We start from the raw sequence: 15,958 nt of genomic DNA, 5'->3' as shown, positions 1-15,958 counted from the left end.
CGGGTCGCCTCGACACCGGACTCGTCGGCGTCCACGGCGACCCTCGCACCCTCGACCTGCGCGGCGGTGATACCCGGCGACGCGTCGGCGGGCCCGGAGGTGCACGCGGCAGTGGCCGCGACCAGACAGAACGAGAGAACCGCCGCCCCCACTCCTCGGTTGAAGTGGCGCACGGCGGTCCTCCTGACAGTCGGGAATCGATCCCGCTGGACCCTACATGGGCCTCAGGCGGTCTCGGTGATCGGCCGGTCGACCCAGCTCATCAGATCACGCAGCTTCTGGCCGGTGACCTCGATCGGATGCTCCGCGTTCTCCTTGCGGAGCTGCTCGAGCTCCTTGTTGCCACCCTCGACGTTGGCCACGAGACGCTTGGTGAAGGTGCCGTTCTGGATGTCGGCCAGGATCTCCTTCATGCGCTCCTTGGTACCGGCGTCGATGACGCGCGGGCCCGAGAGGTAGCCACCGAACTCAGCGGTGTCGGACACCGAGTAGTTCATGCGCGCGATGCCTCCCTCGTACATGAGGTCGACGATGAGCTTGAGCTCGTGCAGCACCTCGAAGTAGGCGAGCTCGGGGGCGTACCCCGCCTCGACCATGACCTCGAAACCCGTCTTGACGAGCTCCTCGGTACCGCCGCAGAGCACGGCCTGCTCACCGAACAGATCGGTCTCGGTCTCGTCCTTGAAGGTGGTCTTGATGACGCCCGCGCGGGTGCCGCCGATCGCCTTGGCGTAGGACAGCGCGAGCGCCTCGCCCTCGCCCTTCGGGTCCTGCTCCACGGCGATGAGCGCCGGGACGCCCTTGCCGTCGACGAACTGACGGCGCACCAGGTGGCCGGGACCCTTCGGGGCGACCATCGCGACGGTGACGCCCTCGGCGGGCGTGATCAGGCCGAAGTGGATGTTGAGGCCGTGGCCGAAGAACAGCGCGTCGCCGTCGCTGAGGTTGGGCTCGATGTCCTCGGTGAAGATCTGGGCCTGCGAGGTGTCGGGGGCGAGCAGCATGATGACGTCGGCCCACTTGCTGGCCTCGGCGGCGGTCATCACCGTGAGGCCGGCCTCCTCGGCCTTCGCGCGGGACTTGGACCCCTCACGCAGACCGATCGCGACCTCGACACCGGAGTCGCGCAGGCTCAGCGAGTGCGCGTGGCCCTGTGAGCCGTAACCGATGACGGCGACCTTGCGGCCCTGGATCAGCGACAGATCCGCCGAGTCGTCGTAGAACATCTCCACTGCCATGGTGGATTCCCTTCGTGTTGGTTCGTGAAGCCGAGACTTGTGTAGGAGTCGAGACTATCGAGTGGTGGTGATGGACTTGGGGCCGCGTCCCAGCGCGACCATGCCGGATTGCACGATCTCGCGGATCCCGTAGCCGTCGAGCATGCGCAGCAGCGCGTCGAGCTTGTCGGGGGTACCGGTGGCCTCGAGCGTGAGCGATTCCGGGGAGACGTCCACGACGTGGGCGCGGAAGAGACTGGCGATCTCGACGATCTGGCCACGATTGGTGGTGTCGGCGCGGACCTTGACCAGTGTGAGTTCCCGGGCAACCGAACCGGCCGGGTCCTGCTCCACGATCTTGATCACGTTGACCAGCTTGTTGAGCTGCTTGGTCACCTGTTCGAGGGGGAAGTCCTCGACGGCCACGACGATCGTCATCCGCGAGAGACCGTCGGTCTCCGTGGGACCCACCGCGAGGGACTCGATGTTGAACCCGCGCCGGGAGAACAGCGACGCCACGCGCGCGAGCACGCCGGGCTTGTCCTCCACCAGCACGCTCAGGGTGTGGGAGCGGGCGGTCACTGGTCCTCCTCCTGGGCGGCGAGCACGGCGGCGTCGATCCGCTCGGTCACATCGTGGACATCCGCGGCGTCGTCGGCCACGGAATCGGTGTCGTCGAACAGCGGCCGGATGTCCCGCGCCGCCATGATCTCGTCATTGGACGTGCCCGCGGCGACCATCGGCCACACCTGGGCGTCCTTGCCCACGATGAAGTCGATGAGCACCGGTCGGTCGTTGATCTCCCGGGCCCGGGCGATCACCTCATCGACGTCCTCCGCGCGGTCACATCGGAGCGCGACGCACCCCAGGGCCTCGCCGAGCTTCACGAAATCGGGGATGAGCATGGACTGGGTCGACAGGTCCGTCTGCGAGTAGCGCTGGTCGTAGAACAGCGTCTGCCACTGACGGACCATGCCGAGGTTGCCGTTGTTGATCAGGGCCACCTTGATGGGCGCGCCCTCGATCGCACAGGTGGCGAGTTCCTGGTTGGTCATCTGGAAGCAGCCGTCACCGTCGATCGCCCACACCTCGGCCTCCGGCCGACCGAACTTGGCGCCCATCGCGGCGGGCACCGAGTACCCCATGGTCCCGAGGCCGCCCGAGTTGAGCCACGTGCGCGGCTTCTCGTACTGCACGAACTGCGCGGCCCACATCTGATGCTGGCCGACCCCCGCGCAGTAGATCGCGTCCGGCCCGGCGGCCGCGCTGAGCCGCTCGATCACGAACTCCGGGGAGAGCGAACCGTCGGACTGCGGCCCGTAACCCAGCGGGTACTCGGACCGGATCTCGTCCAACTCGCCCACCCACCCGGTGGGCTCGTGCAGCGCGCCGGCATCGCGTTCCCCGCGCAGCGTCTGGACGAGCTCGACCAGCACCTCCTTGATGTCGCCGACGATCGGGACGTCGACGGCGCGGTTCTTGCCGATCTCCGCCGGATCGATATCGGCGTGGATGACCTTCGCCCCGGGCGCGAAGGTGTCGAGCTGGCCGGTCACCCGGTCGTCGAAACGGGCGCCCAGCGTGACGAGTAGATCCGACTTCTGGAGCGCGGCGACCGCGGCCACGGTGCCGTGCATGCCGGGCATGCCATAGTGGAGCCGGTGTGAATCGGGAAACGCGCCCCTCGCCATCAGCGTCGTGACCAGAGGGATTCCCGTGAGCTCCGCCAGGGCCAACAGCTCCGCCGAGGCGTCCGCCTTGATCACGCCCCCGCCGACGTAGAGGACCGGTCGCTCGGCCTTGGCGATGAGCCGTGCCGCCTCCCGGATCTGTTTGCCGTGGGGCTTGGTCACCGGCCGGTACCCGGGCAGCTTCATCTCCGGGGGCCAGGAGAAGGTCATCTCGGCCTGCAGGACGTCCTTGGGGATGTCCACCAGCACCGCGCCCGGTCGGCCGGTCTGCGCGATGTGGAACGCCTCCGCGATCATCCGCGGGATGTCCTCGCCGTGCGAGACGAGGAAGTTGTGCTTCGTGATCGGCATGGTGATGCCGGAGATGTCGGCCTCCTGGAAGCCGTCCGTGCCGATGAGCGCGGTGCCCACCTGCCCGGTGATGGCGACGATCGGAACCGAGTCCATCTGCGCGTCCGCGAGCGGCGTGACGAGGTTGGTGGCCCCCGGGCCCGAGGTGGCCATGCAGACGCCGACCCGGCCGGTGGCCTGCGCGTACCCGGTGGCCGCATGACCTGCGCCCTGCTCGTGCCGGACCAGCACGTGTCGGACCTTGACCGAGTCGTAGAGGGGATCGTAGACGGGCAGGATCGCGCCGCCGGGGATCCCGAAGACGACCTCGGTGCCGATCTCCTCGAGGGACCGGACCACCGCCTGGGCGCCCGTCATCCGCTCGGGGGCCGCGGACCGGGCCCTGTGCTCTGCACCCGGACGGGGTCCGGGCTGTGCCGTTGGTGCGCTCACTTCAACTGTCCTTCATGGTGGTCGTGGAGCTGACGTTCGTCGCCGCACCCGGTCCGGTGGGACCAGGGGAACCCGGCAACAAAAAACCCCCGACGGCCACGGGGGCCGGCGAGGGTGCGCGTCGACGGAAAGCCAGGTAGCGGCTCAGGCGCCGACGCGCCGGCCGAGTACTAGACCGTTCCAGGTGTTCACGCGCTCAGGTTAGGCCCCGGCCGTCACGGTCGTCAACTCGTGGATACCCGATCCCACATCGTGGACCGTGAGACAGTGGAGGGCATCATGAGCGCCCCATTCAGAGCACCCCACCCGGAATCCACGCCGAGCGACCGCGCACTGTTCCGGGTCAACCCCATGTCCTACGCCGTCATCGCCGTCGTCGGCCTGGCGATCCTCTGGCCCGTCAGCACCTACCCCGTCGCTCTCGGGTGGCTCGTGCTGCTCCCGATCGCGTTCGGGTGGTGGATCGCGCGGACCAACACCAGACTCGACGAGGACGGTGTCCACCTGTCGTCCTGGCGGGCGCGCAGGTTCGTGCCGTGGGACGAGGTCAAGGGGGTGCTGTTCCCCAAGAACGGCTTCGCCCGCCTGGTCACCACCACCGACCACTCATTCCCGATGGGCGGGGTCTCGTTCCACGATCTCCCCCGGCTCTCGGTCGCCAGTCGGGGGCGCATCCGCGACCCCTACTCCGCCTCGCGGACCGACGACGTCGGCTGAGCGACGGCCCGCCGGCACCCGCTCCGCCACGGCCTGACGCCGCATCCCCATCCGTTCGTACAGCAGGGTGATCACCACCCCTGCGAGAAGTCCCGCCACGCCCCAGCCACCGAGCACCCAGACCGCGTGTCCCAGACCCGCGTCCCAGCTCGAGTCGAAGAACATGACGGAGCGGATCCCCAGGTAGGCCTGGTGCATCGGTTGGAGGTTCCCGATCGCCACGAACACCTGCGGAAGCATCTGGGTCGGGGTGGCGCCTCCCGACGTGGGGATGCCCAGCACCACGAAGACCACGAGGTTGACCAGCAGGCCGGCGTTGCCGATCGCCGCGATGATGGTGTGGGCACAGATCCCGACCGCGACGATGACCAGGTTCGAGAACCAGAACAGGTGCCACGGGTCGTACCCCGTGACCCCGATGATGTGTGCGACGAGAAGGGTCAGCCCGGACACGAGCGGGGCCGTCACCAGCGTCACCACCCATTTGCGGGCGAGGGTCTGGAGCCGACCGAACGGGGCCACGTGGACGTGCAGCGCCAGCGGTCCGATCTCCAGCGGGATGAACCCCAGACGGGCGTCGAGCACGGCGGAGATGATCATCGCCCCGGTGAACCCCGCGAGCACGACGATCAGCGCGTAGAACATCGGCAGCGAGGCGTTCGACACCCCCTCCGGCAGCGGGTTCCACGCCACCACGTCGATCCCCACCGGATCCTGGAGCGCGAGAGTCGCCGCGGCCCCGATCGTCCTGCCCTCCGCCTCGGCGAGCAGCTGCGAGTCCTGGAGGATCCTGGATCCCATCCGATCGCGCAACGACTCCTGCATCGCGTCCGCCATGGTGTTCATGACCTGACTCGACACGATCGAGACCCGGGGGGAGTACTCGAGGGTGATGTGCGCGGGCGCGGGGGGCTCGGCGGCGTCCCCCGCCTCGGTGGCGGCCGCCTCGACCAGGCCGACCACCCGCTCACTCAGATCCGCGGGGATCGTCACCGCGCCGAAGTACGTCCCGTTGCGCAGACCTTCCTCCGCCGTATCGGGATCCACGACGTGCAGCCGGATCCTCTCCCAGTCGTTGTTCTGCAGCAGGCCGGCGGTGATCTGTGATCCCACGTCGAGCTCCCGCACCCCGACCGGGGTGTCCAACGACGCGCCGGCGTCGGAGTCCACCACCGCCACGGGGATGTGGCGGGCATGGGCCTGGGGGTCCGCGGTGCCTCCGAGGTACATGAACGACAGGAGGAAGAACAATCCGCAGACCAGGACGACGGCGCCCGCGGAGTGCGAGACGAACTCGCGGACGCCTCCGGTGTGGCCCGAGTCGGTCACGTCGGTCGAGTCGGTCATGGTGAACCTCATTCGTGTGGAACGCCGGTCGGTCTCTCGCCCGACCGGAACGAAGCTACTCCTGCCTCCGGGGGTACTGTGTACCCGTCCCCTCGAGCGCTCCGCCGCACGTCACGGGCCCGGTCGCAGGACCGACCCCCTGGCGGTTCCCCGGTCCTGTCGCGGTGCTGCTCAGACGGGGCGCACGTCCCGTAGTCCTGAGAACCGATCGAGGTCCCATGCCCGCCCTGAGGTCACGTACCAGCACAGCCGGACGCAACGCGGCGGGGGCGCGCGCCCTGTGGCGCGCCACCGGCATGACCGACGCCGACTTCGGCAAGCCGATCATCGCGGTGGCCAACTCGTACACCCAGTTCGTCCCGGGGCATGTGCACCTGAAGAACGTCGGCGAGATCGTCGCCGAGCAGATCACCGCGGCGGGCGGCGTCGCGCGGGAGTTCCACACCATCGCCGTGGACGACGGCATCGCCATGGGCCACGCGGGCATGTTGTACTCGCTGCCGAGCCGCGAGATCATCGCCGACTCCGTCGAGTACATGGTGAACGCCCACACGGCCGATGCACTGGTGTGTATCTCCAACTGCGACAAGATCACCCCGGGCATGCTCAACGCGGCGATGCGACTGAACATCCCCACGGTGTTCGTCTCCGGTGGACCCATGGAGTCCGGGTTCTCGGTGGTCGTCGACGGCGTGGTCAAGGCCGGCTCCGACCTCATCACCGCGATCTCCGCCTCGGCCAACACGGCGGTCGGGCAGGAGGACCTCGACACGATCGAACGCTCGGCGTGCCCCACGTGCGGATCCTGCTCGGGCATGTTCACCGCCAATTCGATGAACTGCCTCACCGAAGCCCTGGGGCTGTCCCTCCCGGGCAACGGCTCGACCCTCGCCACCCACAGCGCACGGCGGGAGCTCTTCGCCGAGGCGGGCCGGCTCATCGTGGAGCTGTGCACGCGGTACTACCGCGACGACGACGAGTCCGTCCTCCCCCGCGCGGTGGCCACCAGGGAGGCCTTCACCAACGCCATGGCGCTGGACGTCGCGATGGGCGGCTCCACCAACACCGTGCTGCACATCCTGGCCGCCGCGCAGGAGGGCGAGGTGGACTTCGACCTGTCCGACATCGAGCGGATCTCCCGCCGGATCCCCTGCCTGGCCAAGGTCGCACCCAACTCCGACTACTACATGGAACACGTCCACCGGGCCGGCGGCATCCCGGCGATCCTCGGCGAGTTGTTCCGCGGTGGGCTGCTGGAGACCGACGTCCATTCCGTCCACTCCCCCTCGCTCGAGCAGTACATCGCGGACTGGGACATCCGTGGTGGCTCGGCCACCGAGAAGGCCGTCGAGTTGTTCCACGCCGCCCCGGGCGGGGTCCGGACGATCGAACCGTTCTCCACGGACAACCGCTGGGAGTCACTCGACACGGACGCCGTGCGCGGGTGCATCCATTCCGTCGAGCACCCGGCCACCGCAGAGGGCGGGCTGGCCGTGCTGCGCGGGAACATCGCCCCGGACGGATCGGTCTTCAAGACGGCCGGCGTCTCCGAGGAGAACTTCCACTTCAGCGGCCCCGCCCGGGTCGTGGAGTCCCAGGAGCAGGCGGTCTCGGTGATCCTCAACAAGACCCTGCGGCCCGGTGAGGTGCTGGTGGTGCTGTACGAGGGTCCCGCCGGCGGGCCGGGGATGCAGGAGATGCTCCACCCCACCGCGTTCATCAAGGGCGCCGGCCTGGGGACCAAATGCGCACTCATCACCGACGGACGGTTCTCCGGGGGCTCGTCGGGCCTGTCCATCGGGCACATCGCGCCCGAGGCCGCGGCCGGTGGCCCGATCGGGTTGATCCGGGACGGGGACGTGGTGACGATCGACGTGGCCACCCGATCCATCTCGGTGGACGTCGACGACGACGAGTTGAACCGCCGCCGGGCGGCCAAGGGGCCCACCCCCTGGCGCCCGGGCTCCCGCGACCGTAAGGTCTCCTCCGCGCTGCGGGCCTACGCCTCCATGGCGTCGTCCGCGGACAAGGGTGCGGTCCGGATCCTGCCCGACTGATCCTCGTTCGGGCCCCCGCGGTCCCGGCCCTCAGCCGGCGGTGACCGCGGGGCTGTCGGTGGTGGACGTCAGCGGATTGGTGCCGTTGAGCAGGTACCAGATCACTCCCGCCGCGATGGCGGCCAGCAGCAGCCAGATCGCGCCGCTGAACCGGGGGCGGTGCGACCATCGCCACTTACGGTCGACAGACCACCGTCCGGGACCCGCGAACAGCAGGGCGAGCAGCGCCGCGATGTACAGCACCGACGTCTCCAGCCCACGGCTCGTCTCACCGAGTAGAGGAATGGGGTCGCCGCCGGTGAGCCGGACGGCGAGGCCCAGACCGACGATGCCGAGCAACCCCGCCGCCGCGACCGGAGTGGCCAGGCCCACGACGAGCAGAGTCCCCGCGACCAGCTCGACGACGCCGCCGGTGATCGCGAGGAGCCGGGCCTGTTCGAAGCCCGACTCGGTGAGGGTCTGCGTGAACCCGTCGAGACCCGGGCCCCCGAACAGACCGAAGAGCTTCTGCAGACCCCGCATCGCCAGCAGGACGCCCACCGCGAGACGCAGGAGGAACAACCCGAAGTCCGCCGTGCCGCGCCGCGGGATCTCGTCCCGGGTCTCGGGGGCGATGGTGGTGGGCTGGTCACCGAACGGCAGCGGCGTCGACGTGTCGTAGGCACCGGAGTCCGGGTAGTGGGAGTAATCCGTCCGGGTCGCCGCCGGGAATGCCGTGGTCGCCGAGTCCGCGGATCCCGGGCTGGGACCGGTCCTCGTGGCCTCGGGGACGTCGAGCGGGTAGTCGACGTCGTGGATCATCTCGGTTCGGGCGTCGTCTCCGGGCGTTGAGGAAGTCACCCTGCGACCATAGGCCGCTTCCCGGGCACCCGCACCCAGGACACGGCGCACCGTAGTCTTGTCGTCATGAGATCGCTCTCGCTGCTGGTGGTCCTGGTCATGGTGACGGCCGGGTGCGCGAGGTTCGACGATCGTCTCGAGGCCCCCTTCACCCCCGCACCGGGCCCGGGGATGGATGCGGGCCCACCGTCCACCCCGCCGGGGATCCCCCCGCCGACCTCGTCTCCGCGCCCGGACGAGCAGGACACACCGCCGGCGACCGGTCCGTGTGTGGACCCGGATCCTGCCGTCATCGCGACATGCCTCGAGCCGGCCGTCGCGGTCGCCGGCCTCGGAGAGCGGGCGCTGGTGGCGGAGTCGACGGGGGCCGTCAAGATCGTCTCGGTGGACGGTCCTCCCGAGGACTTCGGCCGGGTCGACCCGCGTGGCGGTCGCGTGGCGGCCGTGGCGCCCTCCCCGGACTTCACCCAGGACAGGCTGCTGTATCTCCTCGTCGTCGGCGACGGCCCCTCCAGGGTCGAACGACTCGCGCGCGGGGATGCGCCCAGGACGGTCGCCGAACTCGCCCCCGCCGAGACCGGGGGCCTCGCGTTCGTCGACGCGGTCCTGACGGTGGGCGTGGGCTCCGACGTCGTGAGATTCCCCGGGTTCAGGGGCATCGGTACCGCGCAGAACCCTGAGGTCGTCGCCCGTGACGTGGGTCGGATCACCGGACTGTGCACCCATGGGTCCGAGCTCTACCTCGCCGCCGTCACCGACCGCGGTGCGGTGATACGGAGCGCCGATCGCGTCATCTGGACCTGGCCCGACCAGCGTTCGGCCGGAGGGTGCGCCGCGGCTCAGGACTCACTCGCCCTGGCGTTGCCGGACGGCGAACGCGCCGACACCCTCGCCCTGACCGGTGGGGCGGCGCGCGGCCAACCCGAGCCGCTGGCCGAGGGCCGCTACGGCCGTATCACCGGGCTGGCGGCGGTCGGTGACGGGGTGCTGCTGGGCGGGACCACCAACAAGAGCGGTGGCTCGCCGGTCCCCACCGATGACCGCGCCGTCATCCTGCCTCAGGCCGCTGGCGGCGGCGGCGACGCCCGCACCTGAGACCGGGGCCTGGCGGTACACCTAGCCGCAGGCGGCGATGACCAGTTCCTTGACCCTCGCCGGATCCGCCTGACCACGGGTGGCCTTCATGACCGCACCCACGATCGCCCCGGCCGCCTGGACCTTCCCGGAGCGGATCTTGTCCGCGATATCCGGCTGCGCGGCGAGGGCGTCGTCGACGGCCTTCTGCAGGGCGGAGTCGTCACGGACCACCTCGAGGCCCCTGTCCGCCACGACGCGGTCGGGCTCGCCCTCGCCGTCCAGGACCGCGTCCACGACCTGACGGGCGAGCTTGTTGGTGAGCCTGCCCTCCGCCACCAGCTCGATGACGCGTGCGACCTGGGCCGGGGTGATCTCCAACCCCTGCAGGCCCACGCCACGCTTGTTGGCCTGCTGGGACAGGTAGGACACCCACCACGAGCGGGCCTCTGTGGGCGCCGCGCCGGCGTCGACGGTGGCGAGGATCAGGTCCAGGGCCCCGGCGTTGACCAGGTCGCGCATCTCCTCATCCGAGACGCCCCACTCCGCCTGCACCCGCGCGCGGCGCAGCCACGGCAGCTCGGGCAACCCGGCTCGGATCTTCTCGACGAGCTCGTCGAGCGGTTCGACAGGGGCGAGGTCGGGCTCGGGGAAGTACCGGTAGTCCTCGGCGGACTCTTTGGGCCTGCCCGCCGTGGTGGTGCCATCGGATTCGTGGAAGTGCCGCGTCTCGAGCACCACCTGACCGCCGGAGGTCAGGACGTCCGCCTGTCGGCACATCTCGTGCCGGACGGCGATTTCGACGCTCCGCAGGGAGTTGACGTTCTTCGTCTCCGTGCGGGTCCCGAACTCGGTGGCCCCCTTGGGCATCAGCGAGACGTTGGCGTCACACCGCATCGATCCCTGGTCCATGCGGACATCGGAGACGTCGAGACTGCGGAGCAGGTCACGCAACGCGGAGACGTAGGCGCGGGCGATCTCCGGTGCACGCTCCCCCGCCCCGACGATCGGTTTGGAGACGATCTCGATCAGCGGAACGCCGGCGCGGTTGAAGTCGAGCAGCGAATGGGTGGCGCCGTGGATCCGGCCGGTGGCCGAGCCGACATGGGTGGACTTGCCGGTGTCCTCCTCCATGTGCGCCCGCTCTATCTCGACGCGCCAGGTGGTGCCGTCGTCGAGCTGGACGTCGAGGAACCCGTCGTGGGCGATCGGTTCGTCGTACTGCGAGATCTGGTAGTTCTTCGGCTGGTCCGGGTAGAAGTAGTTCTTGCGTGCGAACCGGCTGTACGGCGCGATCGAACACCCCAGGGCCAAGCCGATCTTGATGGCCCATTCCACGGCCTGGCCATTGACCACCGGCAGCGCCCCCGGCAATCCGATGCACACCGGGCACACCTGCGTGTTGGGGTCCGCTCCGAACGCCGTCGGGCACCCGCAGAACATCTTGGTGGCGGTGTGCAACTCGACGTGCACCTCCATACCCATGACGGGATCGAAACGTGACACGACCTCGGTGAACTCCATGCGGAACAATCTAGCCGAAGAGGCAGGCGGCCTCGCGGTAGCGGTCCTCGGGCACGGTCTTGAGCACGGCGACGGCCTCGGCGACCGGCACCATCTCGATGGACTCCCCTCGCAGCGCCACCACCTGTCCGAAGTCCCCACGGTGGGCGGCGTGTGCCGCGTGGACGCCATATCGGGTCGCCAGGACGCGGTCGTACGCGGTCGGGGTCCCCCCGCGCTGGATGTGCCCCAGGACGGTGGTGCGGACGTCGCGGTTCATCCGCTCGGCGATCGCCGACGCCATCTGGTCGGCGACACCGGTGAACACCCGGTGCCCGAACTGGTCGGTGCCGCCACTCCGCAAGGTCATCCCCGAGCCCTCGGCGGGAGTGGCTCCCTCCGCGACCACGCAGATCCCGTACGCCTCCCCCATCTGGAACCGACGCTTCATCACCTTGCACACGTAGTCGATGTCGAACGGCACCTCCGGGATGACGATCATGTGCGCCCCGGACGCGAGCCCGGAGTGCAGGGCGATCCACCCGGCATGCCGCCCCATCACCTCCACCAGCATCACCCGCTCGTGGGACTCCGCCGTGGTGTGCAGCCGGTCGATCGCGTCGGACGCGATCGACACCGCGGTGTCGAAGCCGAACGTGTAGTCGGTCCCGGCGACATCGTTGTCGATGGTCTTCGGCACCCCGACGACCGGGATGCCGTTCTCCGTGAGCCATCTGGCGGCCCTCAGCGTGCCGTCGCCACCGATCGCCACCAGTGCGTCGAGGGAATGACGCGCGAGGGTCCGGCGGATCTGCGGCAGGCTCGCGGTGAGGATGTCCGGGTTGAGCCGTCCCGTTCCGAGGATGGTGCCCCCGCGGAGCAGGATGCGGTCGATCCCCTCGTCGTCGAACAGTGGCACCGCGCGGTCGTGGACCAACCCCGCCCACCCGTCCTGGAACCCCAGGACCGGCGAGTCGTACTCGGAGTTGGCGGTCCGCACCAACGCCCGGATGACCGCGTTGAGCCCGGGACAGTCCCCACCTGCGGTCAGCACGCCTATACGCACGACGGACTCCTCTCGGTTCTCCAGCAGTCTAGGGCCGGGGCCTGCTCACCGCGCGAGCGCCCGGTGACTGTTCACCGGTACGAAACGCCATCGTGGCGAGGCCACCGAGCAGGACCACCACGGCGGGGAGGAACATGGCGTCCGCGACCGCCTGCCCAACGTCGCCGTGGACGACCAGCCGTGCTTGCATCAACGCGCCGATCGCCGCGGATCCCAGGACGGCGCCCACCTGGCGGGTGGTGTTGTACACCCCCGAGCCCGCCCCCGCGGAGGCGAGCTCGAGTCGCCGCATCGCGGTCGATGACGTGGGCGCCCAGACACACCCGTTGGCCACCCCCATCAACGCGATGGGTCCGAGCAACACTGGGATGGAGCTCTGCGAGTCCATGACCAGCGCCAACCAGAACAAGGAGATCGCGTAGGAGAAGTACCCGATCCCCGTGAACAGCCGCGCGTCGATCCTGTCCGCCCAGCGTCCGACGACCGGTGCGAGGACGCCGGCGATCAGTGCCATGGGTAACAGCATCAGGCCCGCGCGCGTGGCACTGAGGTCTTTGACCCCCTGGAGGTAAAACATCAGGGGGACCATGGTCCCCGCGGTGACGAAGCCGATCGTGGAGACCCCGAAGGTCCCGATCGAGAAGTTCCGGTCCCGGAACAGACGTAGAGGGACCAGCGGCTCGGTACGCACCCGTGACTGCCACCAGAGGAACGCCGCCAGGCCCGCCGCGCCGGCCAGGATCAACACGAGGGTGGTCCCCGCCCATCCGTGGGACTCGCCCTGCTGGATCCCGAAGACCAGCAGGAACATACCCACGGCTGACAGGGCGATACCCGGGACGTCGTAGGAGTGCGAGCGGGTCTCGAGCCTCGGGACCCACCGCCACACCAGGATCACCGCGAGGACCCCGAAGGGGATGTTGATGAAGAAGATGGCCCGCCAGTCGAACGCGTCGATGAGGACCCCACCCAACACGGGACCGACGACCGAGGCGATACCCGCGACCGCCCCCCAGGCGCCCATCGCCGCCCCGCGGCGCGCCGGGGCGAAGATCCTGGTGATCACGCTGAGCGATTGGGGGGTGAGTAGCGCGGCGCCGAGGCCCTGGAAGACCCTCGCCACGATGAGTGTCTCGATGCTGCCCGCCAGTCCACACCACAGGGAGGCACTCGTGAACAGCACGAGTCCCGCGATTGACACCGTGCGCGGGCCGATCTGGTCGCCCAGTCGTCCCGTGAACAACAGTGGCACGACGTAGGCCAGCAGGTAGGCGCTCGTCACCCAGATGACCTGGTTGGTCGACGCGCCGAGCTGCGAGACGAAGGCATCGGTGGCGACCGCGACGATCGTCTGGTCCACCAGGATCATGAAGAACCCGATGACGAGCGCCGTCAGAGCCTTCCATGCGTCCCTCTCGGGGACTGTGGTCACGCGATCGGGCCTCTCGCCGCCTCGAAGGCGGCGCCCACCCGGTACAACCGGTCGTCGGCCAGTGCGGGGGCCATGATCTGGAGACCCGCCGGGAGCCCGTCGACGAGCCCGGACGGGACGGACATCCCGCAGTGCCCGGCGAGGTTGAGCGGAAGGGTGCAGAGGTCGAACTGGTACATGGCCACCGGGTCCTCGACCTTGGCCCCCAGCGGGAACGCGGTGGTGGGCGTGGTGGGCGAGATCAGGACGTCCACCTTCTCGTAGGCGGCGTCGAAATCCCGGGCGATGAGCGTGCGGACCTTCTGCGCCTGGCCGTAGAAGGCGTCGTAGTACCCGGCGGAGAGGGCGTAGGTGCCGAGCATGATGCGGCGTTTGACCTCCGGGCCGAACCCGGCTTCCCGGCTCGCCGCCATGACCTGGTCCGCCGATCCCTCGCCGACCCGCAGGCCGTACCGCATGGCGTCGAACCGGGCGAGGTTGCTCGACACCTCGGAGGGCAGGATCAGGTAGTAGGCCGGGAGCGCGTACCGGAAGTTCGGGCACGAGACCTCGACCACCTCGGCGCCCAGGCCCCGCAGGGTGTCGACCGAGTCGCGGAACGACGCCTCGATCCCCGGCTGGTACCCCTCCCCGGCGAACTCGGAGACGACGCCCACGCGCACACCCGACAGGTCTCCCCGCGCACCCTCTCGGGCCGCGCGGACCATGTCGGGGATCGCCACGTCGACGCTGGTCGAATCTCGCGGGTCGTGACCGGCGATGACCTGGTGCAGAAGCGCCGTGTCCTCGACGGTGCGGCCGCATGGCCCGCCCTGGTCGAGCGACGACGCGCAGGCCACGAGGCCGTACCTGGACACGGTGCCGTACGTGGGCTTGACCCCCACCGTGGCGGTGAGCGCGGCGGGCTGACGGATGGAGCCCCCGGTGTCGGTGCCGATGGCGATCGGTGCCTGGTGTGACGCCAGGGCCGCGGCGGAGCCACCACCGGAGCCACCAGGGGTCCGGCTGGTGTCCCACGGGTTGCGCGTCGGGCCGTATGCCGAGTTCTCGGTCGAGGACCCCATGGCGAACTCGTCCATGTTGGTCTTGCCGAGGATCGGGAGCCCCGCGCTCCGCAGCCTGGCGGTGACCGTGGCGTCGTACGGCGAGCGGTATCCCTCGAGCATCCGTGAGCCACACGTGGTGGGCGCGTCGGTGGTGGTGAACACGTCCTTGAGGGCCACCGGGACCCCGGCCAGCGGTCCGAGTTCCTCGCCCGCCGCGCGTCGGGCGTCCACGGCGCGCGCGGCGTCGAGGGCCTCGTCTGCTCCGACGTGGAGGAAGGCGTTGATCTCCCCGTCGACCTCCGAGATCCGCTCGAGGTGTGCCCGGGTGACCTCCTCGGAGGAGATCTCCCCCGCCGCGATCCGGCGGGCCAGTTCCGCGGCGGTGGCGGTGGTGAGCGACGTCATGCCTCCTCCCCCAGGATCTGCGGGACCTCGAAGCGCTGCTGGTCCGCGGCCGGCGCCTGGTCGAGCGCCTGGTCCGGGGTCAGCCCCGGCGTGACCACGTCGGCGCGGTACACGTTGGAGATCGCGGTGGGGTGGCTCATCGCCGGGACGTCGTCCGCCGCAACCTCGGAGACCGCCTGCACGTGGTCGAGGATGTCGGTGAGCTGTCGCGCGAACGACTCCAGCTCGGCGTCGCTCAGTTCCAGGCGGGAGAGCCTGGCCAGATGCGCGACGTCCCCGCGTGAGATCGAGGTCACGTGTGTAGTCCCTTCGGCGTGGCGTGTCGGTACCGGCCCAGCCTAGTCAGGCCCTCGGAGTGCGGCACAATGGGCGCCATGTCTTATCTGCTCCGCGTCCTGCTACCCGATCGTCCGGGGAGCCTCGGCTCCCTCGCGGTCGCACTGGGAACCGCCGGCGCGGACATCATCAGCCTCGACGTGGTGGACAGGTTCGACGGTGTGGCCGTGGACGACATCGTGGTGAACGTCCCCAACGGCACCTTCCCCGACACCCTGATCACCGCCGCCGAGCAGCTCGACGGCGTCATGGTGGACTCGCTGCGGCCGTTCGGCGGGATCCTCGACGCGCACCGCGAGCTCGAGCTCATCGACGCGGTGGCGGGCGCGGGTGCCGGTGCGGACCAGATGCTCGCGGACGAGTTGCCTGCCGCGCTGCGCCTCGGGTGGGCGCTCGTGGTGGAGGAGACGGCCGACGGGTGCCGACTGATCGCGCGGGGCCCCG

General features: G+C 69.6%; 13 protein-coding genes and 1 pseudogene. 4 read left to right on the top strand and 10 right to left on the bottom strand.

All coding sequences use genetic code 11. From position 1 onward, the window contains the following. Window positions 1-224 precede the first annotated feature (224 nt). The 3 genes from ilvC to G6026_RS00210 are packed head-to-tail and all read right to left on the bottom strand — an operon-like array spanning window position 225 to window position 3,691. Window positions 225-1,238: a ketol-acid reductoisomerase gene (ilvC, locus tag G6026_RS00220; protein WP_107756690.1), complete on the bottom strand. Its 1,014-nt coding sequence runs from the start codon at window positions 1,236-1,238 to the stop codon at window positions 225-227. Between the two features lie 54 nt (window positions 1,239-1,292). Next, entirely contained in the window at window positions 1,293-1,799 is a 507-nt protein-coding gene (gene ilvN, locus G6026_RS00215) for an acetolactate synthase small subunit (protein ID WP_017837033.1), read from the bottom strand. Beyond that, entirely contained in the window at window positions 1,796-3,691 is a 1,896-nt protein-coding gene (locus tag G6026_RS00210) for an acetolactate synthase large subunit (protein WP_182611896.1), read from the bottom strand. The genes ilvN and G6026_RS00210 overlap by 4 nt, the downstream gene beginning before the upstream one ends. A 279-nt stretch (window positions 3,692-3,970) precedes the next feature. Between G6026_RS00210 and G6026_RS00205 the strand changes: the two genes are divergently transcribed. Beyond that, on the top strand, window positions 3,971-4,408 hold the full coding sequence (locus G6026_RS00205; RefSeq protein WP_182611895.1) for a PH domain-containing protein: 438 nt from the start codon (window positions 3,971-3,973) through the stop codon (window positions 4,406-4,408). Here G6026_RS00205 and G6026_RS00200 read toward each other — a convergent pair. After that, window positions 4,298-5,755, bottom strand: coding sequence for a DUF3533 domain-containing protein (locus G6026_RS00200; protein WP_241725860.1), 1,458 nt, complete (start codon window positions 5,753-5,755; stop codon window positions 4,298-4,300). The genes G6026_RS00205 and G6026_RS00200 overlap by 111 nt on opposite strands. A gap of 218 nt (window positions 5,756-5,973) precedes the next feature. Here G6026_RS00200 and ilvD point away from each other — a divergent pair, with 218 nt between their 5' ends. Continuing rightward, entirely contained in the window at window positions 5,974-7,812 is a 1,839-nt protein-coding gene (gene ilvD, locus G6026_RS00195) for a dihydroxy-acid dehydratase (protein WP_182611893.1), read from the top strand. Between the two features lie 30 nt (window positions 7,813-7,842). On the opposite strand, the gene G6026_RS00190 is transcribed toward ilvD, so the two are convergent. After that, window positions 7,843-8,652 (bottom strand): DoxX family protein, encoded by an 810-nt coding sequence (locus G6026_RS00190; protein WP_309230145.1) that lies wholly within the window; start codon window positions 8,650-8,652, stop codon window positions 7,843-7,845. Window positions 8,653-8,718: 66 nt separating this feature from the next. Between G6026_RS00190 and G6026_RS00185 the strand changes: the two genes are divergently transcribed. Next, entirely contained in the window at window positions 8,719-9,747 is a 1,029-nt protein-coding gene (locus G6026_RS00185; RefSeq protein ID WP_182611892.1) for an oxidoreductase, read from the top strand. A gap of 21 nt (window positions 9,748-9,768) precedes the next feature. On the opposite strand, the gene gatB is transcribed toward G6026_RS00185, so the two are convergent. From gatB to gatC, 5 genes are read right to left on the bottom strand one after another with little or no spacing between them, the layout of a single operon-like run. Beyond that, on the bottom strand, window positions 9,769-11,250 hold the full coding sequence (gene gatB, locus G6026_RS00180; protein ID WP_107758116.1) for an Asp-tRNA(Asn)/Glu-tRNA(Gln) amidotransferase subunit GatB: 1,482 nt from the start codon (window positions 11,248-11,250) through the stop codon (window positions 9,769-9,771). 10 nt (window positions 11,251-11,260) lie between these two features. After that, on the bottom strand, window positions 11,261-12,295 hold the full coding sequence (locus G6026_RS00175; RefSeq protein WP_107756697.1) for an ATP-dependent 6-phosphofructokinase: 1,035 nt from the start codon (window positions 12,293-12,295) through the stop codon (window positions 11,261-11,263). A gap of 28 nt (window positions 12,296-12,323) precedes the next feature. Beyond that, on the bottom strand, window positions 12,324-13,727 hold the full coding sequence (locus G6026_RS00170) for a DHA2 family efflux MFS transporter permease subunit (RefSeq protein ID WP_107756698.1): 1,404 nt from the start codon (window positions 13,725-13,727) through the stop codon (window positions 12,324-12,326). After that, complete coding sequence (gene gatA / locus G6026_RS00165; RefSeq protein ID WP_182611891.1) at window positions 13,724-15,178, bottom strand: Asp-tRNA(Asn)/Glu-tRNA(Gln) amidotransferase subunit GatA; 1,455 nt, start codon at window positions 15,176-15,178, stop codon at window positions 13,724-13,726. Before gatA ends, G6026_RS00170 begins: the two co-directional genes overlap by 4 nt. Next, window positions 15,175-15,474, bottom strand: coding sequence for an Asp-tRNA(Asn)/Glu-tRNA(Gln) amidotransferase subunit GatC (gatC, locus tag G6026_RS00160; RefSeq protein WP_107756700.1), 300 nt, complete (start codon window positions 15,472-15,474; stop codon window positions 15,175-15,177). The genes gatA and gatC overlap by 4 nt, the downstream gene beginning before the upstream one ends. 78 nt (window positions 15,475-15,552) lie before the next feature. Here gatC and G6026_RS00155 point away from each other — a divergent pair. Then, window positions 15,553-15,958 (top strand): annotated as a pseudogene (locus G6026_RS00155) (amino acid-binding protein); the annotation flags it as partial.

The organism is Dietzia sp. DQ11-38-2, from assembly GCF_014145055.1.
In the GTDB taxonomy this organism is placed as follows: Bacteria; Actinomycetota; Actinomycetes; order Mycobacteriales; family Mycobacteriaceae; genus Dietzia.
This window is presented reverse-complemented; position numbering and strand designations above follow the sequence as displayed.

Excerpts from the sequence above, each read along its gene's own strand:
- ilvC (WP_107756690.1), bottom strand. The coding sequence starts at position 1,238 with ATGGCAGTGGAGATGTTCTACGACGACTCGGCGGATCTGTCGCTGATC.
- G6026_RS00205 (WP_182611895.1), top strand. The coding sequence starts at position 3,971 with ATGAGCGCCCCATTCAGAGCACCCCACCCGGAATCCACGCCGAGCGAC.
- G6026_RS00200 (WP_241725860.1), bottom strand. The coding sequence starts at position 5,755 with ATGACCGACTCGACCGACGTGACCGACTCGGGCCACACCGGAGGCGTC.
- ilvD (WP_182611893.1), top strand. The coding sequence starts at position 5,974 with ATGCCCGCCCTGAGGTCACGTACCAGCACAGCCGGACGCAACGCGGCG.
- G6026_RS00185 (WP_182611892.1), top strand. The coding sequence starts at position 8,719 with ATGAGATCGCTCTCGCTGCTGGTGGTCCTGGTCATGGTGACGGCCGGG.
- gatB (WP_107758116.1), bottom strand. The coding sequence starts at position 11,250 with ATGGAGTTCACCGAGGTCGTGTCACGTTTCGATCCCGTCATGGGTATG.
- gatA (WP_182611891.1), bottom strand. The coding sequence starts at position 15,178 with ATGACGTCGCTCACCACCGCCACCGCCGCGGAACTGGCCCGCCGGATC.